Below are 26,957 nucleotides of genomic sequence, written 5' to 3'. Positions count from 1 at the left end.
TGCGGTATTCTGCTGAACAGGTTGTGTCGCCGATGGTGCCTCCAACGGATAAAAGTGACGAGGGACGAGTGACGAGGTACGAGGAAAAGCAAAATCAGCCTGGAACAGTAGCGGGTAGGGTGCGTGGGACACACCCTATGAAACTGACAAAAGCGCGGGTTTTTCCTCGTCACGCGTCCCTCGTACCCCGGCCCTCGGCGAAGGCCGTAAAACGGCTTCGCCTCTGGGGTGCACCAGCGTGCGGTGATTCGGGGATGAGGATGCGTGGGACGCACCCTGCCGAAGCGACGCGGGAGCGGGTTACTCCTCGTCACTCGTCCCTCGTACCTCGTCCCTCGCCCAAGGCGTTGGAACGGCTTCGCCGTTGGGGGGCACCGATGCTGTTACTGTCCTGGCTGCCGGTGATCGGCGATCCGCTATGTGTTGCAGCTGGCTGGTTGCGGATTCACTGGCTGCTGAGCCTGGTATTGATCGGGATCGGCAAGACAGCCCGGTATGCTGTGGTGGTGTTTGTGTTTATGTAAAGATACCGGCCGGTGTAAGGTAGGCCGGAACAAGCAACGCGGTTCCGGCATTCTATCCGGTGGCACCGCTGCGCTTGTGCCACCCTACGACTGCCAACACAGAACTCAGTGGTAGGCCGGACTGAGCACCCTGCGGGCATAAACTCCGCGGTGTCCGGCATCTCGAAAAATGTCCGATACCGCTTCGCTATATCGGGCCTACCTGCTCAGAACTTAGAACTCAGCACTCAACACTCAGTAGCCGGATCGCCGGACACTACTTCGCTATTTCCGGTTTTAGATTGATGTGGGCTATTATTTTTCAAATGGTTGAAGAGCGTTCTCTACCTGAATTGCCAGTGCTGGCAGGTCGCGTTCAATGGTTTTCCAGACGATGTTCAGGTCAATTTTGAAATAGCCGTGCGCCAACACATTGCGTGTGCTGTATGCCGCATTGAGAGGGAAATCCGGATATTGATGGGCAAAATCCGGGAAATGGCGCTGGATATTACCCGCAGCTTCACCGATTATCTCAAGATTACGAATTACCGCATCCTGCTTCTCCTCGTTACGAAGAAAGGCCGCGTAATCAATCCCTTCCAGGTATCGCTGGATGCGTTCAATGGCTTGCTGAATATGTTCGAGATAATCCTGCAAAGCAAGCCGGTCACGCTTGCTCATACCGCTCGCGCTTCGCTCAGGGCGTCTTCTTTCCATCGATCCGGCAATGATCCCGGCGTCAGTACATCGATTTTCACACCGAGCAGTTCCGTCAGTTCAGCATGAATGGCGCCAATATCAAACAAAGAGGTCTCGTCCGTTGTGTCGACGATAATATCCAGATCGCTATTATCCGTATCATCTCCGTAAAGCACGGAACCGAAGATCCGGGGATTACTGGCGTGGTGCCGTGCCACAATCCTGCGGATAGCCTCCCGATGGGTTTGCAATGCCTCTGAAGGTTTCATAGGTCTTTGAATGTTGGGAAAAAGTTCGATTGTCCTGATATTGTGGGTTGTCGGTTGCGGTTTTGCAAGCCTGAAAAAAGTAAAGAGGGACGAGTGACGAGGAACGAGGAAAATCTTCACCACGAAGACACGAAGTGAAAAGCAGTCCTCCTTCGTGGTTCGTTTTGTCACTCCAGAGTTCGCTACCCCGATTAGGAACTGGATTCCGGTCTGTGTGCCGGAATGACAATCTGCTCAGCACTCAGCACTCAGCACTCAGCACTCAGCACTCAGCACTACCATTCTCCGGGAATCTGCCGGGCGAGATGAAAGACACGCAGTATTTCAATCTGTTGCAGCCGCGGGCGGACCCGGTAGGGGATGAGGTAACGTGTATCGGGAATGAGGAGTTCACGGGTGCCGGGTACCCGACCTACCCGGCCCAGAGCGGGGTTGTCTCCCAGCAGCCCGATGCTGTGTTCGATCCGCTGGACGACGAGTCGGGCAGCCTCGGGATTTTCTCTCGCGATATAGGCGGCTTCCTGTTCAAGATTGATCAATGCCTTCCGTAGCCACTTTACCCGCATGGATTACCTCAACTTGTCGAACACCGCTCTGACATCCTCGTCCTGGGCAAAATCACCTGCATTGGCCTCATGGATAGCCGCTTCGGTTTCACGGATTTGCCATTCGTTCAGTTCGATGAAATCCCGTACCGCTTCAGAGGCGAGGTAGGATTTACTCCGGTGGGTGACTTCGGCGAGCTTGTCCAGGCGCGATTTTAGCCTGGCATCCAGGCGGATAGTCATGGTCGAAGACTGTGGCATAGGGGCACCTCTCTGGACGCGTTCGTATGTACACATTTTAACACATGACCGGGTACTCAGCACTGAGAACTCAGAACTTTCTTGATCCATAACCTCCTGAATTCAAGGGCATTATCCCCGGATTGCCGGTTACCCGCTTGTTGGTCGCATGTTAGAATAGCGTTCTTTCGCGGCCTGTCCGCTCTCTCAAAACTCCTTGAAAATCAACTATATGACTGAACGAATACGCGAGATACCGTACAATTACACTTCTTTTTCCGATAAAGAAATCGTGATCCGGCTGCTGGGCATTGATGCCTGGCAGGTGATGGAGAAGCTGCGCGCGGAGCGGGTGACTGGCCGCTCGGCGCGGATGCTGTTCGAGATCCTCGGGGATATGTGGGTGGTGACACGCAATCCGTTCATTCAGGATGATCTGCTGGCCAATCGCAAGCGCCGCGAGTCGCTGACCCAGGCGCTGTATCATCGTCTGGACGGGATTGCCCAGCGCGCTGCGGGCAATGCCCTGACCCAGGAGCTGATCATCAAGACCAAGGAGGCGATCCGACAGTTCGAGAAGTGGTTCCCCGAACAAAATGCGCTGCGCAAAAAAGCCTGGAAGCGGCTGCGCAAGATCACCCACAAAGACAACATCGCGTTTGACGGCCTGGCGCGGGTCTCGCACGTGACCGACGCCTCCGACTGGCGGGTGGAGTATCCGCTGGTGGTGATCAACCCGGATAACGAGCAGGAAGTACAGCAGGTGGTCGAAACCTGTCTGGAGCTGGGGATCAGCATGATTCCGCGCGGCGGCGGCACCGGCTACACCGGTGGTGCGGTGCCGTTGCAGGAAAATTGCGCGGTGATCAATACCGAAAAGCTCGAGGGGCTGGACGCTGTCAGTCACCAGAAACTGTTCGTCGACGGCGAAGAGGGCGAACAGTCTCTGCCGGTGGTGCGCGCCGAGGCCGGGGTAGTGACCAATCGTGTGTCGCAGCTGGCCGAGGCCAATGGCTTTGTGTTTGCCGTGGATCCGACCTCGCAGGATGCCTCCTGCATCGGCGGCAACATCGCCATGAACGCCGGCGGCAAGAAAGCGGTGATGTGGGGCACCACGCTGGATAACCTGGTCTCCTGGCGCATGGTGACGCCGGATGCCAAATGGATGGAAGTGCAGCGGCTGAACTTCAACCTGGGCAAGATTCACGAGCAGGAGGAGGTGGCCTTTCGCATCAGTCGCCTGGAGAGCGACGGCGAGACGCCCTGTGGCGAGCCGGAGATCCTGCGCATTCCCGGCGCCCACCTGCGCAAGCTGGGCCTGGGCAAGGATGTGACCAACAAGTTTCTAAGCGGCCTGCCGGGCATTCAAAAAGAAGGCTGCGACGGTATTATCACCTCGGCCGTCTTTACCCTGCATCGCATGCCGTCGTTCATTCGCACCGTCTGCCTGGAGTTTTTCGGTAACGACCTGCGCAAGGCTGTGCCGGCGATTGTCGAGACCAAGGATTATCTCGACGGTCTGGACGATGTCGATCTGGCCGGGATGGAGCATCTGGACGAGCGCTATGTGCGCGCGGTCAAGTACACCACCAAGGCGCCGCGCCAGGACCTGCCGAAGATGGTATTGCTGATTGATGTCGCCGGCGATGATGAGGATACCGTGGCCCAGGCCGCGTCACACATCGTCTCGCTGGCCAATGCGCGCGAGGCGGAAGGGTTTGTTGCCGTCAGCGCCGAGGCGCGACGTCGCTTCTGGGCGGATCGGGCGCGCACCGCGGCCATCGCCTCGCACACCAATGCGTTCAAGATTAACGAGGACGTGGTGATCCCGCTGGCCAAACTGGCCGAGTACAATGACGGCATCGAGCGGATCAACATCGAGTTGTCGACGCGTAACAAGATCCGCATGATCGATGCGGTGCTCGACTATCTGGACGGCGAGATGCCCCAGCTGCATCCGATTCGTGCCGGGGAAGTACCCGATGCGGAGGAGAGCGAGGAGAGCGAGGCGATCATCGCGGCCAAGAAGCATGCCGCGCGCGAGCTGCTGCAGGCGGTCAAGGATCGCTGGCAGGCGATATTGACCCATCTGGATCGCCCCGCAGCGAAGCATCGTGAACTGTGGCAGACCCCCAACGACAGGATCGAAACCGAAGAGAAAGAGAGTCTGTTCAACCTGCTGCAACGCCGCCAGGTGCGAATCTCTTATCGCAAGCAGGTGGAGGCGCCGCTCAAGGATATCTTTGCCGGCCATGAACTCAAGGGCGTGCGGGACAAACTCGACGAGATCCATCAGCAAATCCGCTCCAGCCGACTGTTTGTCGCCACCCACATGCATGCCGGCGACGGCAACGTGCATACCAATATCCCGGTCAACTCCAATGATTATGTGATGCTGCGCGAGGCGGACGAAGTGGTCGAGCGGATCATGCAACTGGCCGGCGAGCTGGGCGGTGTCATCTCCGGTGAACACGGCATCGGGATCACCAAGATGCAGTTTCTGGATCGCGACACGATCGAAGCTTTCGCCGGTTACAAGCAGAAAGTCGACCCCGAACAGCTCTTCAATCCCGGCAAGTTGATGGCCGGCTCGGGCCTGTCCAATGCCTATACGCCGTCATTGCGCCTGGTGGAACAGGAAGCGTTGATCCTGGAAGCCAGCGACCTGGGCGATCTCAACCATATGGTCAAGGACTGCCTGCGTTGCGGCAAGTGCAAGCCGGTCTGCAACACCCATATCCCGCGCGCCAACATGCTCTATTCGCCGCGCAACAAGATCCTGGCCTCGGGGCTGATCATTGAAGCCTTTCTGTACGAGGAGCAGACCCGGCGCGGGATCTCGACCCGCCATTTTGCCGAGATGAATGATGTGGCCGATCACTGCACCGTGTGCCATAAATGCCTTAACCCCTGTCCGGTGGACATCGACTTCGGCGATGTGTCGGTGTCGATGCGCAACATTCTGCGCAAGCAGGGCGAGAAGCACTTCAATCCCGGCACCTGGTTCTCGATGATCTTTTTGAACATCACCGATCCCACGGCCATCAAGATCTTCCGCAAGCTGTTTATCCAGTGGGGTTACAGAGCCCAGTCGCTGGCCTCAAAGCTGGCGCGCAGGTTCAGTATCGACAGCAGTAAAAAACGTCCGGCATCGACCACCGGCCAGACCGGCGCCATCGAACAGGTGGTGCACTTTATGAAAAAACCCATGCCAGGCAACCTGCCGGCGCGCACCACCCGCGCGATGCTCGGGATCGAGGACGACAAGGTAGTGCCGATCCTGCGCGATCCGCAAAAAGTCGACGACAACAGCGAGGCGGTGTTCTACTTCCCCGGTTGCGGCTCCGAGCGGCTGTTCAGCCAGGTCGGGCTGGCAACGCTGGCGATGCTTTACGACACCGGCGTGCAGACCGTGCTGCCGCCCGGTTATCTGTGTTGCGGTTATCCGCAGACCTCCGGCGGCGACGAGGTGAAGGGGCACCAGATCTCCGTCGACAACCAGGTGCTGTTTCACCGCGTGGCCAACACGCTCAACTACCTGGATATCAAGACGGTGATCGTCTCCTGCGGCACCTGCATGGATCAGCTGCTCAAGTACCAGTTCGAGAAGATCTTCCCCGGCTGTCGCCTGCTGGATATTCACGAGTTTCTGATGGAACAGGGCGTGAAGCTGGAGAACCTGACCGGCAAGCAGTACATGTACCACGATCCCTGCCACACGCCGATGAAACGCTATAATCCGGTCAAGGTGGCCTCCAACCTGATGGGACAGGACGTCAGCCTGTCTGATCGCTGCTGCGGCGAGGCCGGCACCATGGCCATGGCGCGCCCCGACATCTCTACTCAGGTACGTTATCGCAAGCAGGAAGAGCTGCAAAATGGCCTGGAGCAGCTGATTGGCAAGCGTTACAACGATCAAAGCGAGGTCAAGATGCTCACCTCCTGCCCCGCCTGCCAGCAAGGCCTGTCCCGCTACACCGAGGATACCGGCATCCAGACTGATTATATCGTGGTCGAAATGGCCAACCACCTGCTCGGCGATGGCTGGCAGGACAAGTTCGTCAAGCGCGCCTCGGATCGGGGGATCGAGCGGGTTCTTCTTTAGTGCTGAGTGCTGACTGCCGAGTGGGCAGTTAGCAGTCGGCAGTGAAATAGTGAGGCAGGAGCGGCTTCGCCGCGACAGGCCTTGCCAGTCCGCAGTTCCGTCGCCGATGGAGCCGCCTCCCACAACAAGCAACAATCTGTTTAGTTTCTGTGGGAGGGGCTTTCAGCCGCGACGGCCTATCGGACCGCACGATCTGTCACGCCGAAGCCGCTCCTGCCGCATCATTTCCCGACTCCCGACTCCCGACTCCCGACTCCCGACTCCCGACTTAGTACTCAGAACTCAGAACTCAGAACTCAGCACTCAGCACTCAGCACTCAGCACTCGCCCCTATCGTCTATACTTTACTGATAAACCATCAAAGCAGGAGTCAGGACGTATGTATCTCAAAGATATGAGTAACGGCGATCTGGTAGAGATTACCGATCTGGGAGCCCTGTTTGATCCGTTCGAAGCCAGTGTCACTGGCCGTTACCACGCCGGTGAAGAGATGCAGGATGCGCAGTCCTTTGCCAAGCAGGGATTGCTCTTCCCTTCCGGCGAGGCGCTGCCCCGATGCTGGGTGGATGCCAACTATAAGCAGTGACGAGGGCCGAGTTACGAGGGACGAGGAAAAGCATCTCATCATCTGAAGTTGCAGGAGCGCCTTTGGCGCGACAAAAAAATCAATGGGCAGATAGATAGTAGTCGCAGTTGGCAGCGTTAGACCGCGTACAGCGTCTCCCGGCGTCCTGGGCACGCAGGCCGAGTCACGACGAACGAGAGTGGCGAAGGTTTGCAGGAGGGGCTTTCAGCCGCGATAGACTTGCCAGGTAGACAGGGTTATCGCGGCGCAGCCGCGTTCCTGTGGTCTGTCGGACAAGGTCTTCCTCGTTACTCGGCCCTCGTCACTCGGCCCTGTTTTTTAGATTCTGAGATAAGTCCACCCTTCCCGCTGACGCAACAGGGCTTCCTGCATGGCGGAGGGCACCACGTCGACGTTGGGCAGCAGTTCGAGGCTGATGCCGTTTTCTTCCCGGTACCGATTCAGTGCGATACGACAGGCCATGAAGCGGACGTTCTGGTAGCTGCTGCTCAGGGTCTGAACTTTTCTGGTGTAGGCGGTATTGCCCTGTTGCAGCAGCTTGAGGCCCTGGCCATTGGCCATGATCTCGATACGCAACGGGCGTTGTTTGCTGCGCGAAGTGCGCAGCAGGTATTCGGCTTCTTCCAGCACGGTTTTGAGGCGCGAAGGATCATCGGAGTTGACGTGCAGCATCAGCTTCAGTTCGTCATCCGGTTGCGGTTCGGCGGCCACCTGGGCGGACTGGGCCATTTCAAACAGGGAGGCAGGGCGCTTGAAGGTGTCGTGGCTGAACCAGCCGATACTCAGCCCCAGGCCCAGGATCAGCAGGGCCGAGGCGGCCTGGGCAAAGTAAAGCTGCCAGCGTCGACGACGGGGTTGACCGGTGTTCTGTTCGATGGCCGCATTGTGGTAGGCCAGCTGAACCATGTCCTGAACTTTTTGCAGCTTGCAGACCCGTTCGGCCAGGGCCTGATCACGACGCAGTTCCTCGAGCAGCATGCTCCGTTCCTCGGCATCGAGCTGGTTATCCAGATACGCATTCAGATGCTCATCGGAAAAATTCGAGTTCATACGACTCTCCTGATAGAAGCCACGTTATTGGCGCTTTCGGGCTGGAACTCAAGCAGTTTTCCCGCCAGGCATTTGCGTGCCCGACACAGCCGGCTCATGACGGTGCCAATGGGGATATCGAGGATATCGGCGACCTCGGCGTAGCTGCAGCCTTCCAGGTCGATCAGGGTCAGCACCTGGCGCTGGCCCTCTGGCAGTTCGGAAACCGCGCTGCGAACCTTGTCGACAATGTTTTGTTGTTCGTGATGTTTTTCCGGTGTCTGATTATCGGCCAGCACCTGGTTGTCCACGTCGTCCATGTCGCGGCTGCTGCGATAATGATCGCGCCAGCAGTTGCGTAGAATACCAAAAGACCAGCTTTTCAGTGCTTCGGGTTTCTTCAATTGCGCGACATTTTTCAGGGCCTTGGCCAGAGTCTCCTGGGTCAGGTCGTCGGCCAGCGCCGGGTTGTTGGTCCAGGAATAAGCCAGGCGATAAAGCTGCGGGCGCAGTTCTTCCAGCCGTTCCTTAATATGATGATGACGAGAGAACAAATTCAATGGATTCATAACTGCATAACTTCAGGTTAAGCAAAGTTCGGCGATTCTAGCATGACCGTCAGGAGCGGCAAATCATGTCAGGCAGGTATTCCTCATGCTATTAATAAATTAGAAAAAACTAATATGTTGATGTGAAATTTATATGAAAAATTTTTTCGAGTCGTGGGAATAAAAACGGATAAGGATCGTCTCCTGTATGTGCGTCAACCTGATCAAGTGGAGGAGGACGCCAAATCTCCCATGTGAAGCAGGAAGCACTAAAAACAACATGGATGACAATAAAAATAAATGGCAAGGCAGAGTAACGGGGTAGGCAAGGCCCCGTCACTCGAATTTTGGAGGCAACCACTGACAGCCTGAAGAATCTTCTCCGATTGATCAGGCTGTCAGTGTCCAATTTCCTGTCCCCTTTCCTATCCCCGGCGGTTTCTTCCGGACTAACGTCAAACTTTTTTCTGATATCTCGTGTACGCGCTATGGTTCCAGTGCCGAGTTACGAGGGACGAGTGACGAGGAAAACCTTCTCAAGACCAAAACACGTCGGCCGGACAAAGCGCAGCGGTGTCCGGCACCCCGAAAAATGCCCGATACCGCTTCGCTATATCGGGCCTACCTGATCGGCGTCCTTCGGGCGCAGGGACGAGGTGCCAGGAACGAGTGACGAGGAAAAATATCATTTGATCTGAAGTTGCAGAAGCGCCTTCGGCGCGATAGATCGTGCGGCTAGCCAGGCTGTCGCGGCTGAAAGCCCCTCCCACAGTGACAAAACAGGCCCTTGCTTGTTTGTGGGAGGCGATTTTATCGGCGATAGATCGTGCGGTTGGCAAGATCTATCGCGGCGAAGCCGCTCCTACGCACTATCTGATAACGCAGTTATACTTGCCACTTAGCACTCAGCACTCAGCACTCAGCACTCAGCACTCAGCACTATTTTTTAAAAAACCACAGAATCACACTGATCACGATGCTGATGATGATCGCGCTGGTGATGGGGAAATAGAAGTGGACGTTTTCCTTCTCGACATGAATATCCCCCGGCAACCGGAACAGGCCGAGCTTGCTCAGCCAGGGCCAGAGCAGGCCGGCCAGAATCAGGATAACGCCGAGGGTGATCAGGATTCGTGGCATGTATAGCTACCAGATTCTAGCGGCTAGTCGCTAGCTGCTAGTCACTGACGATGGAATTTATTCCATCGTCTTGACGCCGTCCTTGGTGCCGAGCAGCAGCACGTCGGCGGGACGCATGGCAAACAGGCCGTTGGTGACGACACCGGTGAGGTTGTTGAGAGTCTGCTCCAGTTTGACGGCTTCCATGATCTCGAGGTTGTGGACGTCAAGGATGATATTACCGTTGTCGGTGGTGAAGTCCTGGCGCAGCTCCGGCTCGCCGCCGAGTTTGACGATCTCGCGCGCGACCAGGCTGCGGGCCATGGGGATGACTTCCACCGGCAGCGGAAAGGCGCCGAGTACGCCGACCAGCTTGGATTCGTCGGCGATGCAGACGAATTTCTTGCTCGCGGCGGCGACGATTTTCTCGCGGGTCAGCGCGCCGCCACCGCCTTTGATTAGCTGCAGGTGCTCGTTGGCCTCGTCGGCGCCATCCACATAGACGGAGATTCCGTCCACGGCATTGAGATCGTAAACCGGGATACCATGTTCCTTCAGTCGTTCGGCGCTGGCCACGGAGCTGGCGACGGTGCCGTCGATTTTGCCCTTGATTTTAGCCAGCTCATCGATGAAGAAATTGGCGGTGGAGCCGGTTCCCACGCCGATGATGGTGCCTGGCACCACATGTTCGATGGCGGCCTGGGCAACCAGCTGCTTCAGTTCGTCCTGTGTCATCTCTTTTACTCCTGCCAGGCCGTGTTTTCGGGCCGGTATCATTGTTGATCGGGTCACAGGTCATTATATTAGGCATACCGGTCTGGTATCCACAAGTGACGGCCAGAAAGTCACCATTCCGGCAGGCCCCCATAAGCAGCAGACTATGACTCAGCAATATGTCGACATGATTAACGCCGCCCCGGTTTACGATGTGGCGATCCATTCCCCGCTGGATCCGGCACCGCGTCTGAGCGAGCGGCTGGACAATACTGTCCTGCTCAAGCGCGAGGATTTGCAGCAGGTCTTCTCCTTCAAGCTGCGTGGCGCCTACAATCGGATTATTCATCTCTCCGAAGAGCAACGCCAGCGTGGGGTGATTGCCTCCTCGGCCGGTAATCACGCCCAGGGCGTGGCGCTGGCGGCCAAACGCCTGCAGATCAATGCGACCATTGTGATGCCGCGAACCACTCCCGAGATCAAGCAGTCCGCGGTCAGGGCCCTGGGCGCGAATACCGTATTGCATGGCAATGCCTATGACGATGCTTATCGTCACGCCATGGAACGGGCCGAAGAACAGGATCTGATATTCATTCATCCCTATGATGACCCGCTGGTGATCGCCGGGCAGGGGACTATCGGCAAGGAGCTGCTGACCCAGTGCGAATCGATCGATGCGATCTTCGTGCCGGTTGGTGGCGGTGGCCTGATCGCCGGGATTGCCGCCTATGTGAAAACTCTGCGTCCGGAGATCAGGATCATCGGGGTCGAACCGGAAGAGGCGCCAGGTATGTATACCGCTTTGCGGGAGGGTGAACGGGTTCGCCTCGATCAGGTCGGGATATTTGCCGACGGCGTTGCCGTGCGTCAGGTGGGCGAGGAGCCGTTTCGCCTGGCACAGAAGTATGTGGACGAGGTTATCCTGGTCACCACCGATGAGATCTGTGCCGCTATCAAGGATATCTTTGATGATACCCGTTCGATCACCGAGCCGGCCGGGGCGCTGGCTGTCGCCGGCGTAAAAAAATACGCGACAGAGAAGGGCGTACGGGGCCAGACCCTGATTGCTATCGATAGCGGCGCAAATATGAACTTCGATCGCCTGCGCCACGTGGCCGAGCGGGCCGAACTGGGTGAGCGTCGCGAGTTGCTGTTCGCGGCAACCATTCCCGAACAACCCGGCAGTTTTCGCAAATTCTGCGAAGCCATTGGCTCGCGGGGCATTACCGAATTCAATTACCGCTACGCCGATCCCGCCCAGGCACATATTTTTGTCGGCGTGCAGATGCTCCATGGCGAGCAGGAAAAGCATGAACTGTTTGCTCAGCTGGAGGCGGGCGGCTATCCCTACAGGGACATGACCGACAATGAGATGGCCAAGTTGCATATTCGCTACATGGTCGGCGGTCGGGTCGACGGGGTGAAACACGAGTGCCTGTACCGTTTCGAATTCCCCGAACGTCCGGGTGCCCTGCTGCGTTTTCTCAACCACATGGGCGAACACTGGAACATCAGCCTGTTTCACTACCGCAATCACGGCGCCGACTACGGCCGTGTCCTGGTCGGCATGCAGGTCCCTCCCGACGAAGAGCCTATGCTGCAACGCTTCCTTGATGAAATCGGGTATCGCTACTGGGATGAGACCGACAATCCCGCGAACGCTCTGTTCCTGTCAGGAACGGAGCAGTGACGAGGAAAATCGGCACACAGGCTCGTTGATCGTAGGAGCGGCTACGCCGCGAGAGACTTTGCCGACCGCATGGCCTGTCGCGCCAAAGGCGCTCCTACAACCCCCCGGTCCAGCTGGATTTTGGTTCTCCTCGTCACTCGTCCCTCGTACCTCGGCCCTTTTTTGGCCTGCGGCCAAAAAAAAGGGGCTACCGTCGCCGGTAACCCCAATTTCGCGGGATTTCTCCCGTTTTACAGCCGGTATCGCCTATTTTTTCTTGCGACGGGCTGTTTTCTTCTTGGTTTTCTTTTTGGCTACTTTCTTTTTAGCCTTTTTCTTGGCGACCTTTTTCTTCGCCTTCTTCTTGGCTACTTTCTTTTTGGCCTTTTTCTTGGCGACCTTTTTCTTCGCCTTCTTTTTGGCTACTTTCTTTTTGGCCTTTTTCTTGGCCTTTTTCTTGGCGACTTTTTTCTTCGCCTTCTTCTTGGCTACTTTCTTCTTGGCTTTTTTCTTGGTTTTCTTTTTGGCAGCGGTCTTTTTCTTGGCTACCCGTTTCTTGGCGACTTTTTTCTTCGCTACTTTTTTGCGAGAAGCGGTTTTCTTCTTCGTGACTTTCTTTTTGGCTTTTTTCTTCGTTGCCATGGTTAATAACCCTCCGAGTTGAGCACTGAGTTTAGCAGAGTATAGCCAACTAGAATAAAAATGCTAGTAATGCAAATTAATTTTTTACTGTTAGCGCTTGTATTGTATAAATTTCGGCTTCGATACGCCAGATTTCCGGTTTTATAACGACCCCGGGGAAAAATTTTTTAATTTTTTTGAATTGAAGAAGAAAAATTTTGCCGATGAAGGGAAGTGGAAGCAAATATTCGGGTTTGGTTGCGCCTGATTGGTTCATCGCGGCAATGGTCGGCATGCGTCCCGACTTTTGATGTCTGTTGTATTGCCTTTTGAGTGCCATGATTGGCACTGTTGCGGGCGATTATGACTTCGATGTTGCAAGATCGCCAGAAGAGGACGTTGTAAACGTCTCTGAAAGGCTGTGCGAGATAGATTTTCAAAGAGCAACAGCCTATCGCATCGTTTTAACCACCCGTGAGTGAAGCCGACATGGCTTCTGAACAAGGAAATTGCGCTTCGTGAGTTTATTTTCTCGTTATGGAAAGAAATAGAAGACTCTTTCGCGGTAAACGAAGACAGTTCGCCCTCGTTATTGGCTGCTAATCGTTTCTTATGACATCAAAAGAGGGGGACTACTCGCGATAGGCAACCCGATAACGCATAAAATTATTGCATGATGCAATTTTTATCGCCTTGATCTGGTATATCGACCTGGATCGGTTCGAACACGGCTGATCGGGCCGGTCGCTCACGTTGTTTGGCTGCTCTATAACAAAAAAGCGGCCCGGGGACCGCTTGATTGTCGAATGACCCGGGTGAGGGATCAGCGTTTTTCCATTTTCAGGATATGTTGCCAGTGTTTTTTGTCGACCGGCATGACGGAGAGGCGGTTACCGCGCTGTAACAGTTTCATCCCTTCCAGGGCTTTCTCCTGTTTCATCTCCTGCAGGGTGACGGTACGCTGGAATTTGCGCACGAACTTGATGTTGACCATGTACCAGCGCGGATTTTCCGGGTCGCTCTTGGGGTCGTAGTACTTGGATTTGGGATCCCAGGCGGTGTGATCGGGGTAGCCTTCCTTGACGACCTCCGCGATACCGACGACTCCGGGTTCCTTGCAGTTGGAATGGTAAAAGAAGACCTGATCGCCCTTTTTCATCTCGTCGCGCATCATGTTGCGGGCCTGATAGTTGCGCACGCCGTCCCAGTGGTCGGTCTTGCGTGGCATCGCGGCCAGATCATCGATGCCGAAAACATCGGGTTCGGATTTCATCAGCCAGTAATTCATGCGCATCTCCTCTTGGAACGTGGCCGGGATTATTTCATAAATCTTGTCGCCGGGGTGCCCGCTGCAGTATTTGCCCCGGCAGATCAGTCGCTGTTATCGGACTGAAACCGGAGCAGGCCCTGTTCGGTGACGATGCCGTCCAGTGGCACGTCCCAGATGGCTGATTCGATCTGTGCGACCTGTTGAAATGCGTAAGCGGTTCCCACCAGCCTGGGTCGTTGCCAGTGACGCCGGTAACGGCGAAAACCGAACGTGCGATCGTAAAACCCGCCGCCCATACCGACGCGGTTGCCGTGATGATCGAACGCCACCAGCGGCATCAGGACCAGATCCAGCGACATCGGACTGAACAGCCGATCACGGCGGCTGTGTGCCGGTTCAGGAATACCAAAGCGGTTGGGAATCAGTCGGGTGTCGGGGCGATAGGGCAAAAACCACATGCGCCGGCCATTGCGCGGACCCAGTACCGGCAGATAGCACTGCTTGTTGTGTTGCCAGGCGTATTCCAGCAGCCAGGTGAGATCGATTTCCCCGTCGTTGGGCAGATAAAAGGCGATGCGCTGCGCCAGATGAAACATCCGATGTGCGGCCAGGTGTTCGGACAGTGTCAGTGATGCCGCATGCTGTTCCTCTATCGATAGCGCGCGGCGCCTGTCGCGCATGTTAAAGCGCAGGGATTTTCGGTCGGTCATGATGTGATAGTAATATTTTCAACGATTTATGTCATCCGAGGGTGGGGGGACCCGTGGATTGGGAAATTTAACCACCGAAGATATTGAAAGTTCTGAGTTCTGAGTTCTGAGTTCTGAGTTCTGAGTTCTGAGTTCTGAGTTCTGAGTTCTGAGTGCTGAGTGCTGAGTGCTGAGTGCTGAGTCGGAAGTCATGAAGATGCTTTGGAGCGGATCATTTGGACCGGGTTTTGATCTTCCTCGTCACTCGTACCTCGTAACTGCGTCCGAAGGACGCCGGGAGAGAGTTTGCTGACCGTATGACCTGTCGCGCCGAAGGCGCTCCTACAGATATTCGGATCAGGGTGCTTTTACTCGTCACTCGTCCCTGGTACCTCGTCCCTCGCTCCTGCGTCCTTCGGACGCAGGACGCGGTTTGTTGATAGGGTGGGCGCGCCCCCACCTGTACCGTGGTGATTTTCGTCTTGAACCAGGGGTTCAAGGTGGGAGCGTCTTCCGGTGTATCAGGCTTTCCGGTCGGGCCGGACTTGCACACAACACCGAATTTCGGCTCCCGGGGATGTGTTTATCGGCTCAAGAATATCCCAATCGACTCACGCATACCGCAGGGGGCGCCCATTGACTCGGTTACCGGCGTCAGATTTCCATCTGCCGGGTTTTGAACAGGGCATCCTCGATCTTGTCCTGAATGCCCTTGATGCGGCCACTGACATCACTGTCCATTTTGCTGTCGGGCCCGGACTGTGTCAGTAGCTCATGAGAGATATTCAACGCGGCCATTACGGCAATGCGATCGGTGCCAATGATCTTGCCGCTGTCGCGGATCTCGCGCATCTTCATATCCAGATAATCGGCCGAGCGCATCAGATCGTGCTTTTCCTCTTCGGGACAGGCGATCAGGTACTCCTTGTCCAGAATATGCACCGTTACCGTGTTGGCCGGCTTTTCACTCATTTTCCATTGCCTTGAGTTTTTCGATCATCGTTTCGACCCGGCTGCGCGCCAGCTCGGTTTTCTCCACCAGCTGGTTGCGCTCCGACATCAGGTTTGTCTGGCTGTCGCGCAGGGTTTTATTTTCCTGCTGCAACCGGTCTACAGCCTTGATAAGGTCATCGACGCGGGTTTCAAGCTTTTTCAGGTCCAGTTCGTCCATCAAATATCACTTATAAGTCGTTGTTATCGCTGATTCGGGACGCAAATTCAGTCTAGGACTCAATATAGAGCGGCGGCCGGGCAGGGTCAACGGGCCGTTCAGCCAAAAAGCGTCATTTGGCGCCTGTGACTGTTGCTCATGAAGCAAATGGCTTATCCTCTCAATTTCAGCTGCCATATACCTTATATAGATGACCGAATCCCTTCCCGATTTTGACCTGGTTGCCGATGCACTGCATATCCAGGGTGCCGACACCGAAGCGGCGGAAAGCCACGGCCTGTTGTGCGCCATGTTCTGCACCATCCAGGGACTGGATGTCGACAGCTGGCTGGCCATGGTACTCACCGGCCCGAGCCGGGATGCCCTGGCGCCGACGCCCGAACCGCTGTTGACCCTGTTCGAGGAGACTCGCAAACAGTTCGACAGTGAACAGTTCGAGTTCCATTTACTGTTACCCCACGACGAGGCTGCTCTGCCGGTACGAGTGGAAGCGCTGGGGCACTGGTGCCAGGGCTTTTTGACCGGCCTGGCCGCCGGCGGAATCCAGCAACCGGAAAACCTGCCCGGTGAACTGCCCGAAATCATCCAGGACATGCTGGAAATCTCCCGCGCCGAAGGCTATGAGCTCGAGGAGGACGGCGAGGATGAAGCCGCTTATGCCGAACTGGTCGAATATCTGCGCATGGGTGTTTTGCTGTTTCGCGAAGAGTTCCGTAGCCAGTATGCCAAGGCCGGCGAGGGGCCGATACATTAAAACACAGGGCCGAGGGACGAGGTACGAGTGACGAGGAAGGCGAACCCCAAAGGTTCGCAGGGGCGGCTGTGCCGCGATAGATATTGCTAACCGCACGATCTGTCGCGGCTAAAAGCCCCTCCTACAGCCTCCGACTGAGAAGTTTTTCCTCGTCACTCGTACCTCGGCCCTCGTCACTGAACCTGGATTCTGGTAACTGACAACTTGTAACTATTTTATGAATACACAGGAATTTACCAAACGCCGCAAGCACCTGATGGAGCTGATGGGGCCCGATTCGGTGGCGATTCTGCCGGCGGCGCCGCAGCGTATGCGCAATCGCGATACGGAGTTTCAGTATCGTCAGGACAGTGACTTCTATTATCTGACCGGTTTTCCCGAACCGGAGGCGGTAGTGGTGCTGGTGCCGGGGCGCGAGCACGGCGAGTATATTCTGTTCTGTCGCGAGAACGACCCCGATATGGAGGTCTGGAACGGGCCGCGCGCCGGTCAGGAAGGGGCGGTGGAACGTTACAAGGCGGATGATTCGTTTCCCATCGATGATATCGATGACATTCTGCCCGGGTTGCTGGAGAACAAAGAGCGGGTGTTTTATACCATGGGCGCGAGCCCGGATTTCGATCAGCGGTTGATCGGCTGGGTCAATCGTCTGCGCAAACAGTCCCGCGCCGGGATTCATACACCGGGTGAATTTGTCTCGCTGGAACATCACCTGCACGATATGCGCCTGTACAAGAGCAGCCAGGAGATCAAGGCGATGCGCAAGGCGGCCAGGATCTCCGCGCAGGCCCATATTCGTGCCATGCAAAACTGCAAGCCGGGGTTGTATGAATATCAGATCGAGGCCGAGCTGTTGCATACCTTCATGCAACAGGGGGCCCGGTTTCCGGCTTACCCGTCCATCGTCGGCGGGGGCGCCAACGGTTGTATCCTGCATTACATCGAAAATCAGTCGTCCCTGAATGACGGCGATTTATTGTTGATAGACGCCGGTGCCGAGTACGATTATTACGCTGCGGATATCTCGCGCACTTTTCCCGTTAACGGTAAATACAGCAAGGCGCAACGCACATTGTACGATATTGTCCTTGAGGCCCAGTACGCGGCCATCGAACAGGTCAAACCGGGCAATCACTGGAACGACCCGCATGAAGCGGCGCTCAAAGTGCTTACCCGGGGACTCAAGGATGTGGGAATTTTGAAGGGCAGCCTGAAAAAACTGCTTGAGGAGCAGGCCTACAAACCGTATTACATGCACCGGACCGGCCACTGGCTGGGTATGGATGTGCATGATGTGGGTGACTACAAGGTGGATACCGAATGGCGCGTGCTGGAACCGGGGATGACACTGACCATCGAACCGGGGTTGTATATCTCGGCGCGCCACAGTGAGGTTGCCCGAAAATGGCATAACATTGGCATTCGTATTGAGGATGATGTGCTGGTGACCCGGGAGGGTTGTGAAGTGTTGACCCGTGATGCGCCCAAGGATCCCGACGAGATCGAGGCATTGATGGCTGAATGAGCCCCGTTATTGACTTTGTCCATCAAGCAGGGGCTTGTCGGACCCGGAACACGGGCCCGGGAATATCAGGAGTGAATGTGGATGCGTAATAAAAGTCCGGTGAGGGTTTTCTCGTATTATTTCCCTTCGAAGAGGCAATAACGGGGTGAGCACGCCAAAACCGAATGAATTTGATCTGATCATTGTTGGCGGTGGGCTGGTCGGTGCCAGTCTGGCGTGTGCGCTGGCTGGCAGCAGCGACCTGCGGATTGCCGTGGTCGAGGCACATTCTTTTAATGTCGAACAGCATCCCGGTTTCGATGCGCGCACCGTGGCGCTGGCCGCCGGTTCGCAACAGATCTTCGCCGCTATGGGGTTGTGGGCCGCGATCGAAGCGCAGGGCGTGACCCCGATTCAGGAAATTCATGTATCCGATCGGGGTCATGCCGGCAGTGCACACCTGGATGCCGCCGAACAGGGACTGGCGGCGATGGGCTATGTGGCCGAGATTCGGATCCTGGGTGCGGCACTCTCCCGGCAACTCGAACAGCAGAGTAATGTGACGCTGCTCTGCCCGGCCAGTGTCAAGGCCGTCCAGTTTGCTCCGACGCATGCCAAAGTGGTGTTAAGACAGGACGGCGAGTTGCGCGAGATCACCTCGGCACTGGTGGTGGCCGCCGATGGCGGGGATTCGTTTATTCGTAACGACAGCGGGATTGCCACCTTCATGCTGGATTACCATCAGTCGGCGCTGATCAGCAATGTGGCCGTCGATCGTCCGCATCGTAATATTGCCTATGAACGATTCACCGACAGCGGGCCGATGGCCCTGTTGCCCATGCGCGATGAGCAGGGCAACGACAACGCCTTCGCCCTGGTCTGGACGCTCAAACCGGATCAGGTCGAGACGGTACAGGAGTGGGACGAGACCATCTTTTTGTCGCAACTGCAGGAACGCTTTGGCGAGCGGGCCGGGTATTTTACCCGCGCCAGTCAGCGGCATCTGTATCCGCTCAAGTTTTTGCAAACCCGCGAGCATGTGCGTCCGCGTCTGGCGGTGATCGGTAATGCTGCCCATACCCTGCACCCGGTGGCTGGACAGGGCTTCAACCTGGGCTTGCGTGATGTGGCGGTGTTATCCCAGGTATTGTCCGAGGCGCTGACACAAAACGAAGACATCGGCGAGCTGAATGTACTGCGGCGTTACGCGCAATGGCGCCGACGGGATCATCTGCAGACCTCGCTGGCAACGGATGGTCTGGTGCGTCTGTTTTCCAATAACTTCCTGCCACTGGCAGTGGCGCGCAATCTGGGGCTGACGCTGCTGGATATTCTGCCGCCGCTGAAAAAACAGCTGGTGCGTCATGCCATGGGGTATGTGGGCAAACTGCCGCGCCTGGGCCGGGGATTGAAACTGTGAGCCGCGATTATGATCTGATCATTGTCGGCGGCAGCATGGTCGGCGCCAGCCTGGCCTGTGCCCTGGCCGATACCCCGTTGCGTATCGCGCTGCTCGATGCGCAACGTGTCGAGGCCGACTGGCCGGCCGTGGGATTTGATCTGCGGGTCAGTGCTATCACTCGTGCCAGCGAAGCATTTTTACACCAGCTGAATGCCTGGCCCGGCGATTATGGCGAGCGGGTCAGTCCGTTTCGCGAGATGCATGTCTGGGATGCGACGGGCGACGGCGTGATTCACTTCGACAGCGCCGAACTGGGCGCGGCAACGCTCGGGCACATTGTCGAGAATCGGGTGCTGATCAAAACCCTGCATCGGCAAATCGCCGCAGCGAAGAATATCGACTATCTGGCCCCGCTGAGTCCGACGGCGATTGAGTTTGGGGACAAGCAGGTTCGCCTGCTGCTGGAGGAAGATGAAGCGTTGACGGCGAAACTGCTGGTCGGTGCCGATGGCGGCAATTCGTGGGTTCGTCGCCAGGCCGGAATCAGTGTGCGCGGCTGGGATTATGATCAGGCCGCGCTGGTGACGTATGTAAAGACCGAACAGTTTCATCGCGAAACGGCCTGGCAACGTTTTATGCCCGACGGGCCGCTGGCGTTTTTGCCGCTGAACGACGGTTACAGTTCGATTGTCTGGTCCACTTCACCGGAGCAGGCATTGCAACTGAAAGAGATGGACGAGCCCGCTTTTTGCAAAACCCTGGCGACCAGTTTCGATTATGCCCTCGGAGCCATCGACACCTGTGGTCCGCGCGCCGTGTTCCCCCTGCGCTTTTTTGAAACCGAACACTACATCCGGCCGCGTCTGGCGCTGGTGGGGGACGCAGCCCACACCATTCATCCTCTGGCCGGACAGGGGGTTAACCTCGGTTTTGGCGATGCCGAATCCCTCGCGCAGGTGATCCGGGAGGCACATGAGCAACACCGGGACTTCGGTGCCCGGACGGTACTGCGTCGTTACGAGCGCTGGCGTCGGGCCGATAACCGGGCCATGTTAATTAGTATGGACGGTTTCAATCGCCTGTTCGGCAGTCAGTGGCGGCCATTGCGCTGGTTACGCAATAGCGGACTGAATCTCACCAACCGCCTCGCACCCATCAAAAAGATAATCATGCAGCAGGCGATGGGAGAAAGAAAATTTTGAATTCTGAATGTTGAATGCGGGTTTGTCAGGTTTTAATACGATGATCTGACTTATTCATAATTCAACATTCAAAATTTATCATTGCAGTTATAGTGGCCGCTTATGGATCCCCTTGATATTGCCGCAGTGTTGCTGGTGCTGATGGCCGGATTTGCGTTTTTGAATGAACGCTATCTGCACCTGCCGCTCATGCTGGGACTGGTGCTGATGGCCCTGTTATGGTCATTGATTCTGGCGCTGGGGGTCTGGATTGAACCGGCCGGGCCTGCAGTGCAGGCGCAGGTCTGGTTGCAGGGACAGGCGATGTACGAACCTCTGGTGTCGGGGTTGCTGGGTCTGTTGTTGTTCGCCGGTGCGTTGCGTTTGAACCTGGCCGATCTGACCCGGCAGATTTGGATCGTTCTGGCGCTGGTCATCCCGGGAGTGGGGATAGCGGTATTATTGATCGGATCACTCAGCTGGATCATCCTCGCCGGTCTTGGCATCACTTTACCCTGGATATATGGATTGTTGTTCGGTGCCTTGATCGCGCCGACCGATCCGGTGATGGTGCGCGGCCTGCTGACACGGGCCCGGATTTCCTCTGAATTGCAGCATCGCATGGCGGGCGAGTCGGTGCTTGCAGGTGGCCTGGCGGTTGCGCTGGTTCTGGTGCTTATGACAATGGTGAACGCCCCCGGGGGAATTGCGATAACCGAACAGATAATCTGGCAGGTGGGAGGGAGTCTGTTATTCGGTCTGCTTATCGGGCTGGCCGCTTATCGCCTGTTACGACATGTGGATCATTATCAGGTGGAAGTTCTCATTCTGCTGGCGCTGGTGGTTGGCGCGCTGGTGCTGGCGGGACATGGGGCCTTGTCCGGGCCCCTGACATTGCTGGCAGCCGGGCTGGTGCTGGGTAACCATGGCACTCTACTGGCGATGAGTGAGAAGTCGCGCCGGCATCTGCACGACTTCTGGGAATTGATCGGCGGGCTGGTTAATGCGGTCCTGTTTGTGCTGCTGGCCCTGGAAGTCATGTTGCCCGGTTTTCGCATGGAATATCTGCTGGCCGCGCTAACGATATTGCCGCTGGTGTTGCTGGGCCGTTTTATCGCCATGGGATTGCCGGTGACCGTTTTACGCCGGTTTCGTGCCCAGACGCCGGGTTCGGTTCAGATCATGACCTGGGGCGGATTACGCGGCGGGATCAGTATCGCGCTGGTGTTGTCCCTGCCGGCCGGCGAAGCGCGTGAGGTGCTGGTGCTGGTCACCGCGGTGGTCGTGCTGTTTGCTGTTGTGGTGCAGGGTCTGACCTTTCGCTCCCTGGTTCGTCATATCGGGGACTAAAAGGGGGCCGGCCGCGCATCTCGTTATCGGTGTAAAACACAGGAGTTTTTGCTGTATGGAACGATCATTCTGGGAAACCCGTTATGCCGAAGAGGGTTTGCTTACGGCACGGAACCGAACGCGTTTCTGGTTTCCCGGCAGGCCCGTTTTCAACCGGGACAGACCGTCCTGCTGATCGGGGAGGGAGAAGGGCGTAATGGCGTCTGGCTGGCCCGCCAGGGGTTACAGGTGAGTGCAGGGGATCAGTCTGAAACCGGGCTGGCCAAGGCCCGTGCGATGGCGCGCGAGGCCGGTGTAACCCTGCACACGATTTCTGCCGATCTGACGCAATGGCAATGGCCGGTCGACGAATACGATTTTGTGGTGAGTATCTTTGTCCATTTTAAACCCGGGGGTCGGCGATTTATTCATCGAGCCTGTCTGGCGGCGTTGAAACCCGGTGGCACGATCCTTCTCGAAGGATTTAATCCCGAACAGATCGAGTACCCGTCCGGCGGTCCGCCCTTCCCGGAGATGCTGTTTACCCGGGCGATGTTGCGGGCTGACTTCGCCGGGGCAAAGATCGAGCGGCTCGAGTCGCTCGAAACCCGGCTGGCCGAGGGAAAATACCACCAGGGATCCGCGGCCGTGATACGCCTGATTGCCACCCGGCCCTGAGATAGGCTGGAGCGGAAGGAGAAATTTTTCTCAATTACAGAGTCAATGCCTGTTGCTTTTGCTAATGATAATAATTATCATTCAATAAAACAGGCATTCTATATATATGTAGGTAGGCGACTTATGAAATCACGTATTTTACTTGTATTTTTAGCAGGGCTTTTCTCCCTGCAAGCACTGGCTGCCGATCCGCTGGTGATCTACTCCGGCCGATCGGACAAATTCGTCAAACCGGTTGTCGAGGCGTTTGAGAAAGAGACCGGCATCAAGGTTCTGCTGCATGCCGGAGGTTCCACCGCCTTGCTGAACAAGCTCAATCTGGAAGGCAAGCGAACCGATGCCGATCTGTATATCAGTAATGATGCCGGCAATCTGCACAAAGGGAGCGAGATGGGGCTGTTTCGCCCGGTTTCTGCCGAGATTGCCGGGGTGATTCCGGCCAATTATCGGGCACCGGATAATACCTGGCTGGGGCTCTCGGCCCGGGCCCGCATGCTGGTGGCCAACAGCGAACAGTCGGCAACCGATTTCGTCAAATCGGTATTTGATCTGGCCGATCCGCGCCTGGAAGGCAAACTGGCCATCACCCATAGCGGTAACGAAAGCTTTATTGCCGGGGTGACCGTCTATATGCTGACTGCCGGCGAGACGGCGACCGGTGACTGGCTGCAGGGCATGAAAGAAAATGTAGGCGGCAGCGTGTTTAATAAACACAGCAAGATTGTTAAGGCGGTTGCGGATGGCAAAAAAGCGATTGGACTGGTCAATCACTATTACATCTATCGCCATCTGGAACAGCATCCTGATGCGCCTTTGAAGGTGATTATTCCGGATCAGGGGGAGAACGGCATGGGTGTGGCCTGGAACGTGGCCGGCGTTGCAATCAGTCGCCATAGCCAGAAAGTTGAAGCGGCGGAAAAATTCCTGGCCTTTGCCGTATCCGAACAGGGCCAGAAGCTGTTTGCCGAGGTGAACCGGGAATATCCGACGCGCCCGGGTGTCCCGGCCGCCGATCAAGTGCCGCCGCTCGACTCCTACAAGGTAGCCGATGTACCGATGGTTCGTTTGGGTGACATGCGCGACGCCACGCTGGATCTGATCGAAGAAGTGGGTATGCCGTAACCCCCGTAGCTTATGCCGGTAACGGTGCGCCGTTACCGGTTCAAAAGATTTTACCTGACCGCCCGGGTACCGGGCGGTCACGCGTTTAACCCGCAAGTATGTGTTGAAGATTGCCGATTTGAGTGTCACACAAACCGTTACTCTGCCGCTGTTCAATAGTCGCATGACCCTGCGTGGCGCCCTGTCGCTCCTGGTGGTATTACTGGCGGCGATTCCCCTGGTGTTTGTGATTTACAGCAGCCTGCAACTGGACAGCGAAGGCTGGGCCGGTCTGTGGAGCAGTCGGCTGCCGGGACTCTTATGGAATACCTTGTCCCTGTCAGTACTGGTGGGGCTTGGCAGCATGGTACTCGGCGTGTCCGCCGCCTGGTGGATTACCCGGCGGGAGTTTCCGGGCCGGCGGCTGGCCATCTGGTTGATGGTCTTGCCATTGACCATTCCCACCTATGTGTTTGCGCATATCTATACCACGATGTTCGATGATAGTGGCTGGATCGGCCAGGCCTGGCAATGGTTGTTTGGCCAGGCGCTGGCAATACCGGATCTCTTTAACGTGGTGGGGGTCAGTTTTATTCTGACGCTGGCCGGTTTTTCCTATGTCTTTTTGCTGGTGCAGGATTCCCTGTCCCGTTCCCAGCAAAACCTGGAAGAGGCGGCCCGCATTCAGGGGGCGCGTCCGGCCCAGGTCTTCTGGCGGGTCAATCTGCCGCTGATGCGTCCGGCGATTGCAGCAGGGCTGGCGCTGGTCGTGCTGCATGTCTTGTCGGATTTTGGCGCAGTCAGCATGCTGCGCTACCAGACCTTCACTTTGAGTATTTATTTGCAGATGACCGGTCGCTTTGACTATAACGCGGCGGCCGGGTTATCGCTGGTGCTGGTTTCCCTGAGCCTGACCTTTTTAATTCTGGAGCGCTTTTTTCGGAATCGCCAGCGTTATTACGGTACGGCACAGGCCAAAAGGTATACCGCCCGTCGCGCCACGCGCATGGAGATTGTTGCCATCTGGTTCTGGCTTGGTCTGATTGCCCTGTTTGCCTTTATTCTGCCCATTCTCTGGATGTTGATCTGGAGCTGGGAAGCGTGGATGCAGGATCTCATCAGCGATCGGTTCTGGGGTTACGTGGGGAATTCCCTGCTGGTCAGCGTGCTGGCCGCGAGCCTGACCGTGGTTGTGGCGTTGCCTGTGGCGCTCTACCACGCACGGGAACGTAGCTGGCTGAGCCAGGCCTATCTGCATGTCTCCAGCGTTGGCTTTGTACTGCCCGGACCGGTGATCGCGCTGGGGATTCTGGCCTTTGTGTTAAGCCAGGTGGATATTCTCTATGGCAGTCTGGCAGTGCTGGTGATCGCCATGCTGATCCGCTTCTTACCGCTGGCTATCCAGGCCCAGGAGGCGGCGGCACAACAACTCACGCCCTCGATGGAAGAGGCCGCCCGCAGCCTCGGCGCCAGCACCTGGGAAAACCTGCGCCGCATCATCCTGCCGATGATCCGCGGCGGTATGATCAGTGCCTGGGTGCTGGTATTCATTGACACCCTCAAGGAACTGCCGGCCACCCTGATCCTGCGTCCCACCGGCTTCGATACCCTGCCGGTACGCATCTGGATCGAAGCCAGCGAAGAGATGCTCGAACTGGCTGCCCCCGCCGCCCTGATGCTGGTTATAGGCACCCTGCCGGTCCTCTGGTTCCTCATGCGCCCGGTCAAACATCGCTGACCATTGGAGAAAATTTTTAATGCAGAGGCGCAAAGGCGCAGAGGAGCGCAAAGAAAATAATTTTATCTGTCGAGAACAACGAACACGCCTCTGACTACGACATTCGGGATTGTCCAAATATCTCAACAATGATCAGCATGATGAACAGCAGCACAAACAAATATAACTTTGCGTTCTCTGCGCCTCTGCGTTGGGTTTTAATCTCTGATTTCTGGCAAAGACCCAATAAATATCACCAGTATTTCCCCAGATTCACCTTGGAATCTCTTTCCCAACCCGTTAAGATGATCCTATAAGCCACTACCCTGTGGGAGAGTGCAGGCTTGACCTGCCGCCGAAGGCGCAACCGCCCGGAATCGCTCAGGCACCAGGACCGCAGGGAACAAGGCTGACTCTGGAGAGACCTCGATAATGCGAGGCACCGAAGGGGCTGAAGCTCTCAGGTGAAAGGACAGAGGGGCGAAACAAGGCAGCTAAACTGCTCTGTTTCGCCCTTTTTTATTTTCACCACTTAAAGGTTGACCGGGCACCATGAGCGATAAAGTCATTCCAGTTTTCGATTTCTCCCACGAGCCAAATGCCGGGCGCATGCCCCGGTGGATTCGCCAGCCGCTCGGGAATCACGTCAATTATTCTCACACTGCGCGTAACGTACATAGCAATACGCTGCACACCGTATGCGAGGAAGCCCGTTGTCCCAATCGCGGCGAGTGCTGGAGCCAGGGCACGGCCACCTTTATGCTGCTGGGCGACACCTGTACCCGGGCCTGCGGTTTTTGCGCGGTCAAGACCGGCCGTCCCGGCTGGTTCGATGATCAGGAGCCGGAACGCATTGCCACGGCGGTGCGTGATATGGGACTCGCTTATGTGGTTCTGACCTCGGTCAATCGCGACGACATGGCCGACGGCGGGGCCACCATCTATGCTGAGACCGTCAAGGCCCTGCGCCGCGACAAGCCGGAAATTGGGGTCGAGCTGCTGACTCCCGATTTTCATCGTTGTCAGGCGCAGTCCATCGAGATTATGAACGCCGCGCTGCGCCAGGCAGTGCATCCGACCAGCGAACTGCAGATGGTCTGGGGGCATAATGTGGAGACGGTGCCGTCACTCTATAAACAGGTGCGCAAGGGGTCCAGCTATGAGCGCTCGCTGGAGATGTTACGCCTGGCCGCTCTGCAACCGGGCGTCGAAGCCAAATCTGCCGTCATGCTGGGCCTGGGCGAAAGCCGCGAAGAAGTGCTCCAGGTCTTGCGCGATCTGCGCGAGGTTGGCGTCAGCCGCATCGCTATCGGCCAGTATCTGCGCCCCAGTCGCTATCATTTGGCGGTCAAACGCTATCTGTCACCGGCCGAGTTTGATGATTATGGCAAGCAGGCCAGGGCGCTGGGCTTTGGCTGGGTCAAGTCCGGCCCGATGGTGCGTTCTTCCTATCATGCTGAAGAACAGCAAAACTGATTGTCTGTTCCGTCTTTCCACCTGATTTTAGAGTAACC

General features: G+C 56.6%; 27 protein-coding genes, 1 other RNA gene and 1 riboswitch. Of the genes, 13 read left to right on the top strand and 15 right to left on the bottom strand.

The annotated features are described in order from the left end of the window. The first annotated feature begins 377 nt into the window (after positions 1-377). Positions 378-524 (top strand): hypothetical protein, encoded by a 147-nt coding sequence (locus tag R6U90_RS01685; RefSeq protein ID WP_410350920.1) that lies wholly within the window; start codon positions 378-380, stop codon positions 522-524. Between the two features lie 294 nt (positions 525-818). On the opposite strand, the gene R6U90_RS01680 is transcribed toward R6U90_RS01685, so the two are convergent. The 4 genes from R6U90_RS01680 to R6U90_RS01665 all read right to left on the bottom strand — a co-directional run bounded on the left by R6U90_RS01680 (position 819) and on the right by R6U90_RS01665 (position 2,277). Continuing rightward, complete coding sequence (locus R6U90_RS01680) at positions 819-1,184, bottom strand: DUF86 domain-containing protein (RefSeq protein WP_410350919.1); 366 nt, start codon at positions 1,182-1,184, stop codon at positions 819-821. Continuing rightward, positions 1,181-1,471 carry a nucleotidyltransferase family protein gene (locus tag R6U90_RS01675; protein ID WP_410350918.1) on the bottom strand — a complete coding sequence of 97 codons (291 nt, stop codon included), beginning with the start codon at positions 1,469-1,471 and terminating at the stop codon, positions 1,181-1,183. The genes R6U90_RS01680 and R6U90_RS01675 overlap by 4 nt, the downstream gene beginning before the upstream one ends. Positions 1,472-1,746: 275 nt before the next feature. Further along, entirely contained in the window at positions 1,747-2,037 is a 291-nt protein-coding gene (locus R6U90_RS01670) for a type II toxin-antitoxin system RelE/ParE family toxin (RefSeq protein WP_410350917.1), read from the bottom strand. 3 nt (positions 2,038-2,040) lie between these two features. Continuing rightward, positions 2,041-2,277, bottom strand: a complete 237-nt coding sequence (locus R6U90_RS01665; RefSeq protein WP_410350916.1) for a CopG family ribbon-helix-helix protein — start codon at positions 2,275-2,277, stop codon at positions 2,041-2,043. Positions 2,278-2,488: 211 nt separating this feature from the next. Between R6U90_RS01665 and R6U90_RS01660 the strand changes: the two genes are divergently transcribed. Together R6U90_RS01660 and R6U90_RS01655 are read left to right on the top strand one after the other, a co-directional pair. Then, a complete protein-coding gene (locus tag R6U90_RS01660; protein ID WP_410350915.1) occupies positions 2,489-6,361 on the top strand; it encodes a DUF3683 domain-containing protein in 3,873 nt (1,290 codons plus the stop codon). Positions 6,362-6,740: 379 nt separating this feature from the next. Next, a complete protein-coding gene (locus R6U90_RS01655; RefSeq protein WP_410350914.1) occupies positions 6,741-6,947 on the top strand; it encodes an acetyltransferase in 207 nt (68 codons plus the stop codon). A gap of 318 nt (positions 6,948-7,265) precedes the next feature. Here the strand turns inward: R6U90_RS01655 and R6U90_RS01650 are convergent, their stop codons facing one another. The 4 genes from R6U90_RS01650 to rpiA form a co-directional block, all read right to left on the bottom strand. Continuing rightward, positions 7,266-7,997, bottom strand: a complete 732-nt coding sequence (locus R6U90_RS01650; protein WP_410350913.1) for a hypothetical protein — start codon at positions 7,995-7,997, stop codon at positions 7,266-7,268. Then, a complete protein-coding gene (locus tag R6U90_RS01645) occupies positions 7,994-8,545 on the bottom strand; it encodes an RNA polymerase sigma factor (protein WP_410350912.1) in 552 nt (183 codons plus the stop codon). The genes R6U90_RS01650 and R6U90_RS01645 overlap by 4 nt, the downstream gene beginning before the upstream one ends. A 918-nt stretch (positions 8,546-9,463) precedes the next feature. Beyond that, complete coding sequence (locus tag R6U90_RS01640; protein ID WP_410350911.1) at positions 9,464-9,664, bottom strand: DUF2905 domain-containing protein; 201 nt, start codon at positions 9,662-9,664, stop codon at positions 9,464-9,466. Between the two features lie 57 nt (positions 9,665-9,721). Continuing rightward, positions 9,722-10,378, bottom strand: a complete 657-nt coding sequence (gene rpiA / locus R6U90_RS01635) for a ribose-5-phosphate isomerase RpiA (RefSeq protein ID WP_410350910.1) — start codon at positions 10,376-10,378, stop codon at positions 9,722-9,724. On the opposite strand from rpiA, the gene ilvA reads away from it, so the two are divergent. Further along, entirely contained in the window at positions 10,272-12,047 is a 1,776-nt protein-coding gene (ilvA, locus tag R6U90_RS01630; RefSeq protein ID WP_410350909.1) for a threonine ammonia-lyase, biosynthetic, read from the top strand. The two genes, rpiA and ilvA, sit on opposite strands and share 107 nt — an antisense overlap. 246 nt (positions 12,048-12,293) lie before the next feature. Here ilvA and R6U90_RS01625 read toward each other — a convergent pair whose 3' ends face one another. From R6U90_RS01625 to R6U90_RS01595, 7 genes are all read right to left on the bottom strand, one after another. Beyond that, entirely contained in the window at positions 12,294-12,668 is a 375-nt protein-coding gene (locus R6U90_RS01625; protein ID WP_410350927.1) for a hypothetical protein, read from the bottom strand. Between the two features lie 76 nt (positions 12,669-12,744). Next, a complete protein-coding gene (locus tag R6U90_RS01620) occupies positions 12,745-12,987 on the bottom strand; it encodes a hypothetical protein (RefSeq protein ID WP_410350908.1) in 243 nt (80 codons plus the stop codon). 483 nt (positions 12,988-13,470) lie between these two features. Continuing rightward, on the bottom strand, positions 13,471-13,935 hold the full coding sequence (locus R6U90_RS01615) for an EVE domain-containing protein (RefSeq protein WP_410350907.1): 465 nt from the start codon (positions 13,933-13,935) through the stop codon (positions 13,471-13,473). An 83-nt stretch (positions 13,936-14,018) separates the two neighbouring features. Further along, positions 14,019-14,627 carry a 5-formyltetrahydrofolate cyclo-ligase gene (locus R6U90_RS01610; protein ID WP_410350906.1) on the bottom strand — a complete coding sequence of 203 codons (609 nt, stop codon included), beginning with the start codon at positions 14,625-14,627 and terminating at the stop codon, positions 14,019-14,021. 429 nt (positions 14,628-15,056) lie between these two features. Continuing rightward, a non-coding RNA gene (ssrS, locus tag R6U90_RS01605) (6S RNA) lies at positions 15,057-15,238 on the bottom strand. Between the two features lie 22 nt (positions 15,239-15,260). Next, positions 15,261-15,578 (bottom strand): cell division protein ZapA, encoded by a 318-nt coding sequence (locus R6U90_RS01600; RefSeq protein ID WP_410350905.1) that lies wholly within the window; start codon positions 15,576-15,578, stop codon positions 15,261-15,263. Continuing rightward, entirely contained in the window at positions 15,571-15,777 is a 207-nt protein-coding gene (locus R6U90_RS01595) for a TIGR02449 family protein (RefSeq protein ID WP_410350904.1), read from the bottom strand. Before R6U90_RS01595 ends, R6U90_RS01600 begins: the two co-directional genes overlap by 8 nt. Before the next feature lie 190 nt (positions 15,778-15,967). On the opposite strand from R6U90_RS01595, the gene R6U90_RS01590 reads away from it, so the two are divergent. The 9 genes from R6U90_RS01590 (at position 15,968) to lipA (ending at position 26,919) form a co-directional block, all read left to right on the top strand. Then, positions 15,968-16,531 carry a UPF0149 family protein gene (locus tag R6U90_RS01590; RefSeq protein ID WP_410350903.1) on the top strand — a complete coding sequence of 188 codons (564 nt, stop codon included), beginning with the start codon at positions 15,968-15,970 and terminating at the stop codon, positions 16,529-16,531. A 217-nt stretch (positions 16,532-16,748) separates the two neighbouring features. Then, positions 16,749-18,056, top strand: coding sequence for a Xaa-Pro aminopeptidase (pepP, locus tag R6U90_RS01585; RefSeq protein WP_410350902.1), 1,308 nt, complete (start codon positions 16,749-16,751; stop codon positions 18,054-18,056). Between the two features lie 145 nt (positions 18,057-18,201). Then, a complete protein-coding gene (gene ubiH / locus R6U90_RS01580) occupies positions 18,202-19,455 on the top strand; it encodes a 2-octaprenyl-6-methoxyphenyl hydroxylase (protein ID WP_410350901.1) in 1,254 nt (417 codons plus the stop codon). After that, positions 19,452-20,639 carry a UbiH/UbiF/VisC/COQ6 family ubiquinone biosynthesis hydroxylase gene (locus R6U90_RS01575; RefSeq protein ID WP_410350900.1) on the top strand — a complete coding sequence of 396 codons (1,188 nt, stop codon included), beginning with the start codon at positions 19,452-19,454 and terminating at the stop codon, positions 20,637-20,639. Before ubiH ends, R6U90_RS01575 begins: the two co-directional genes overlap by 4 nt. A 102-nt stretch (positions 20,640-20,741) precedes the next feature. Next, complete coding sequence (locus R6U90_RS01570; protein WP_410350899.1) at positions 20,742-21,968, top strand: cation:proton antiporter; 1,227 nt, start codon at positions 20,742-20,744, stop codon at positions 21,966-21,968. Between the two features lie 48 nt (positions 21,969-22,016). After that, positions 22,017-22,625: an SAM-dependent methyltransferase gene (locus tag R6U90_RS01565; protein ID WP_410350898.1), complete on the top strand. Its 609-nt coding sequence runs from the start codon at positions 22,017-22,019 to the stop codon at positions 22,623-22,625. A gap of 123 nt (positions 22,626-22,748) precedes the next feature. Further along, a complete protein-coding gene (locus tag R6U90_RS01560; RefSeq protein ID WP_410350897.1) occupies positions 22,749-23,747 on the top strand; it encodes an extracellular solute-binding protein in 999 nt (332 codons plus the stop codon). Between the two features lie 118 nt (positions 23,748-23,865). After that, entirely contained in the window at positions 23,866-25,464 is a 1,599-nt protein-coding gene (locus tag R6U90_RS01555) for an ABC transporter permease (protein ID WP_410350896.1), read from the top strand. 298 nt (positions 25,465-25,762) lie between these two features. Further along, a riboswitch (glycine riboswitch) is annotated at positions 25,763-25,850 on the top strand. A 145-nt stretch (positions 25,851-25,995) separates the two neighbouring features. Continuing rightward, entirely contained in the window at positions 25,996-26,919 is a 924-nt protein-coding gene (lipA, locus tag R6U90_RS01550; protein ID WP_410350895.1) for a lipoyl synthase, read from the top strand. Positions 26,920-26,957 lie beyond the last annotated feature (38 nt).

Source organism: Thiohalophilus sp. (genome assembly GCF_046483665.1).
In the GTDB taxonomy this organism is placed as follows: Bacteria; Pseudomonadota; Gammaproteobacteria; order UBA6429; family Thiohalophilaceae; genus Thiohalophilus.
Note: the sequence above shows the minus strand (reverse complement) of the source record. Positions and strands in the feature narration are given on the sequence as shown.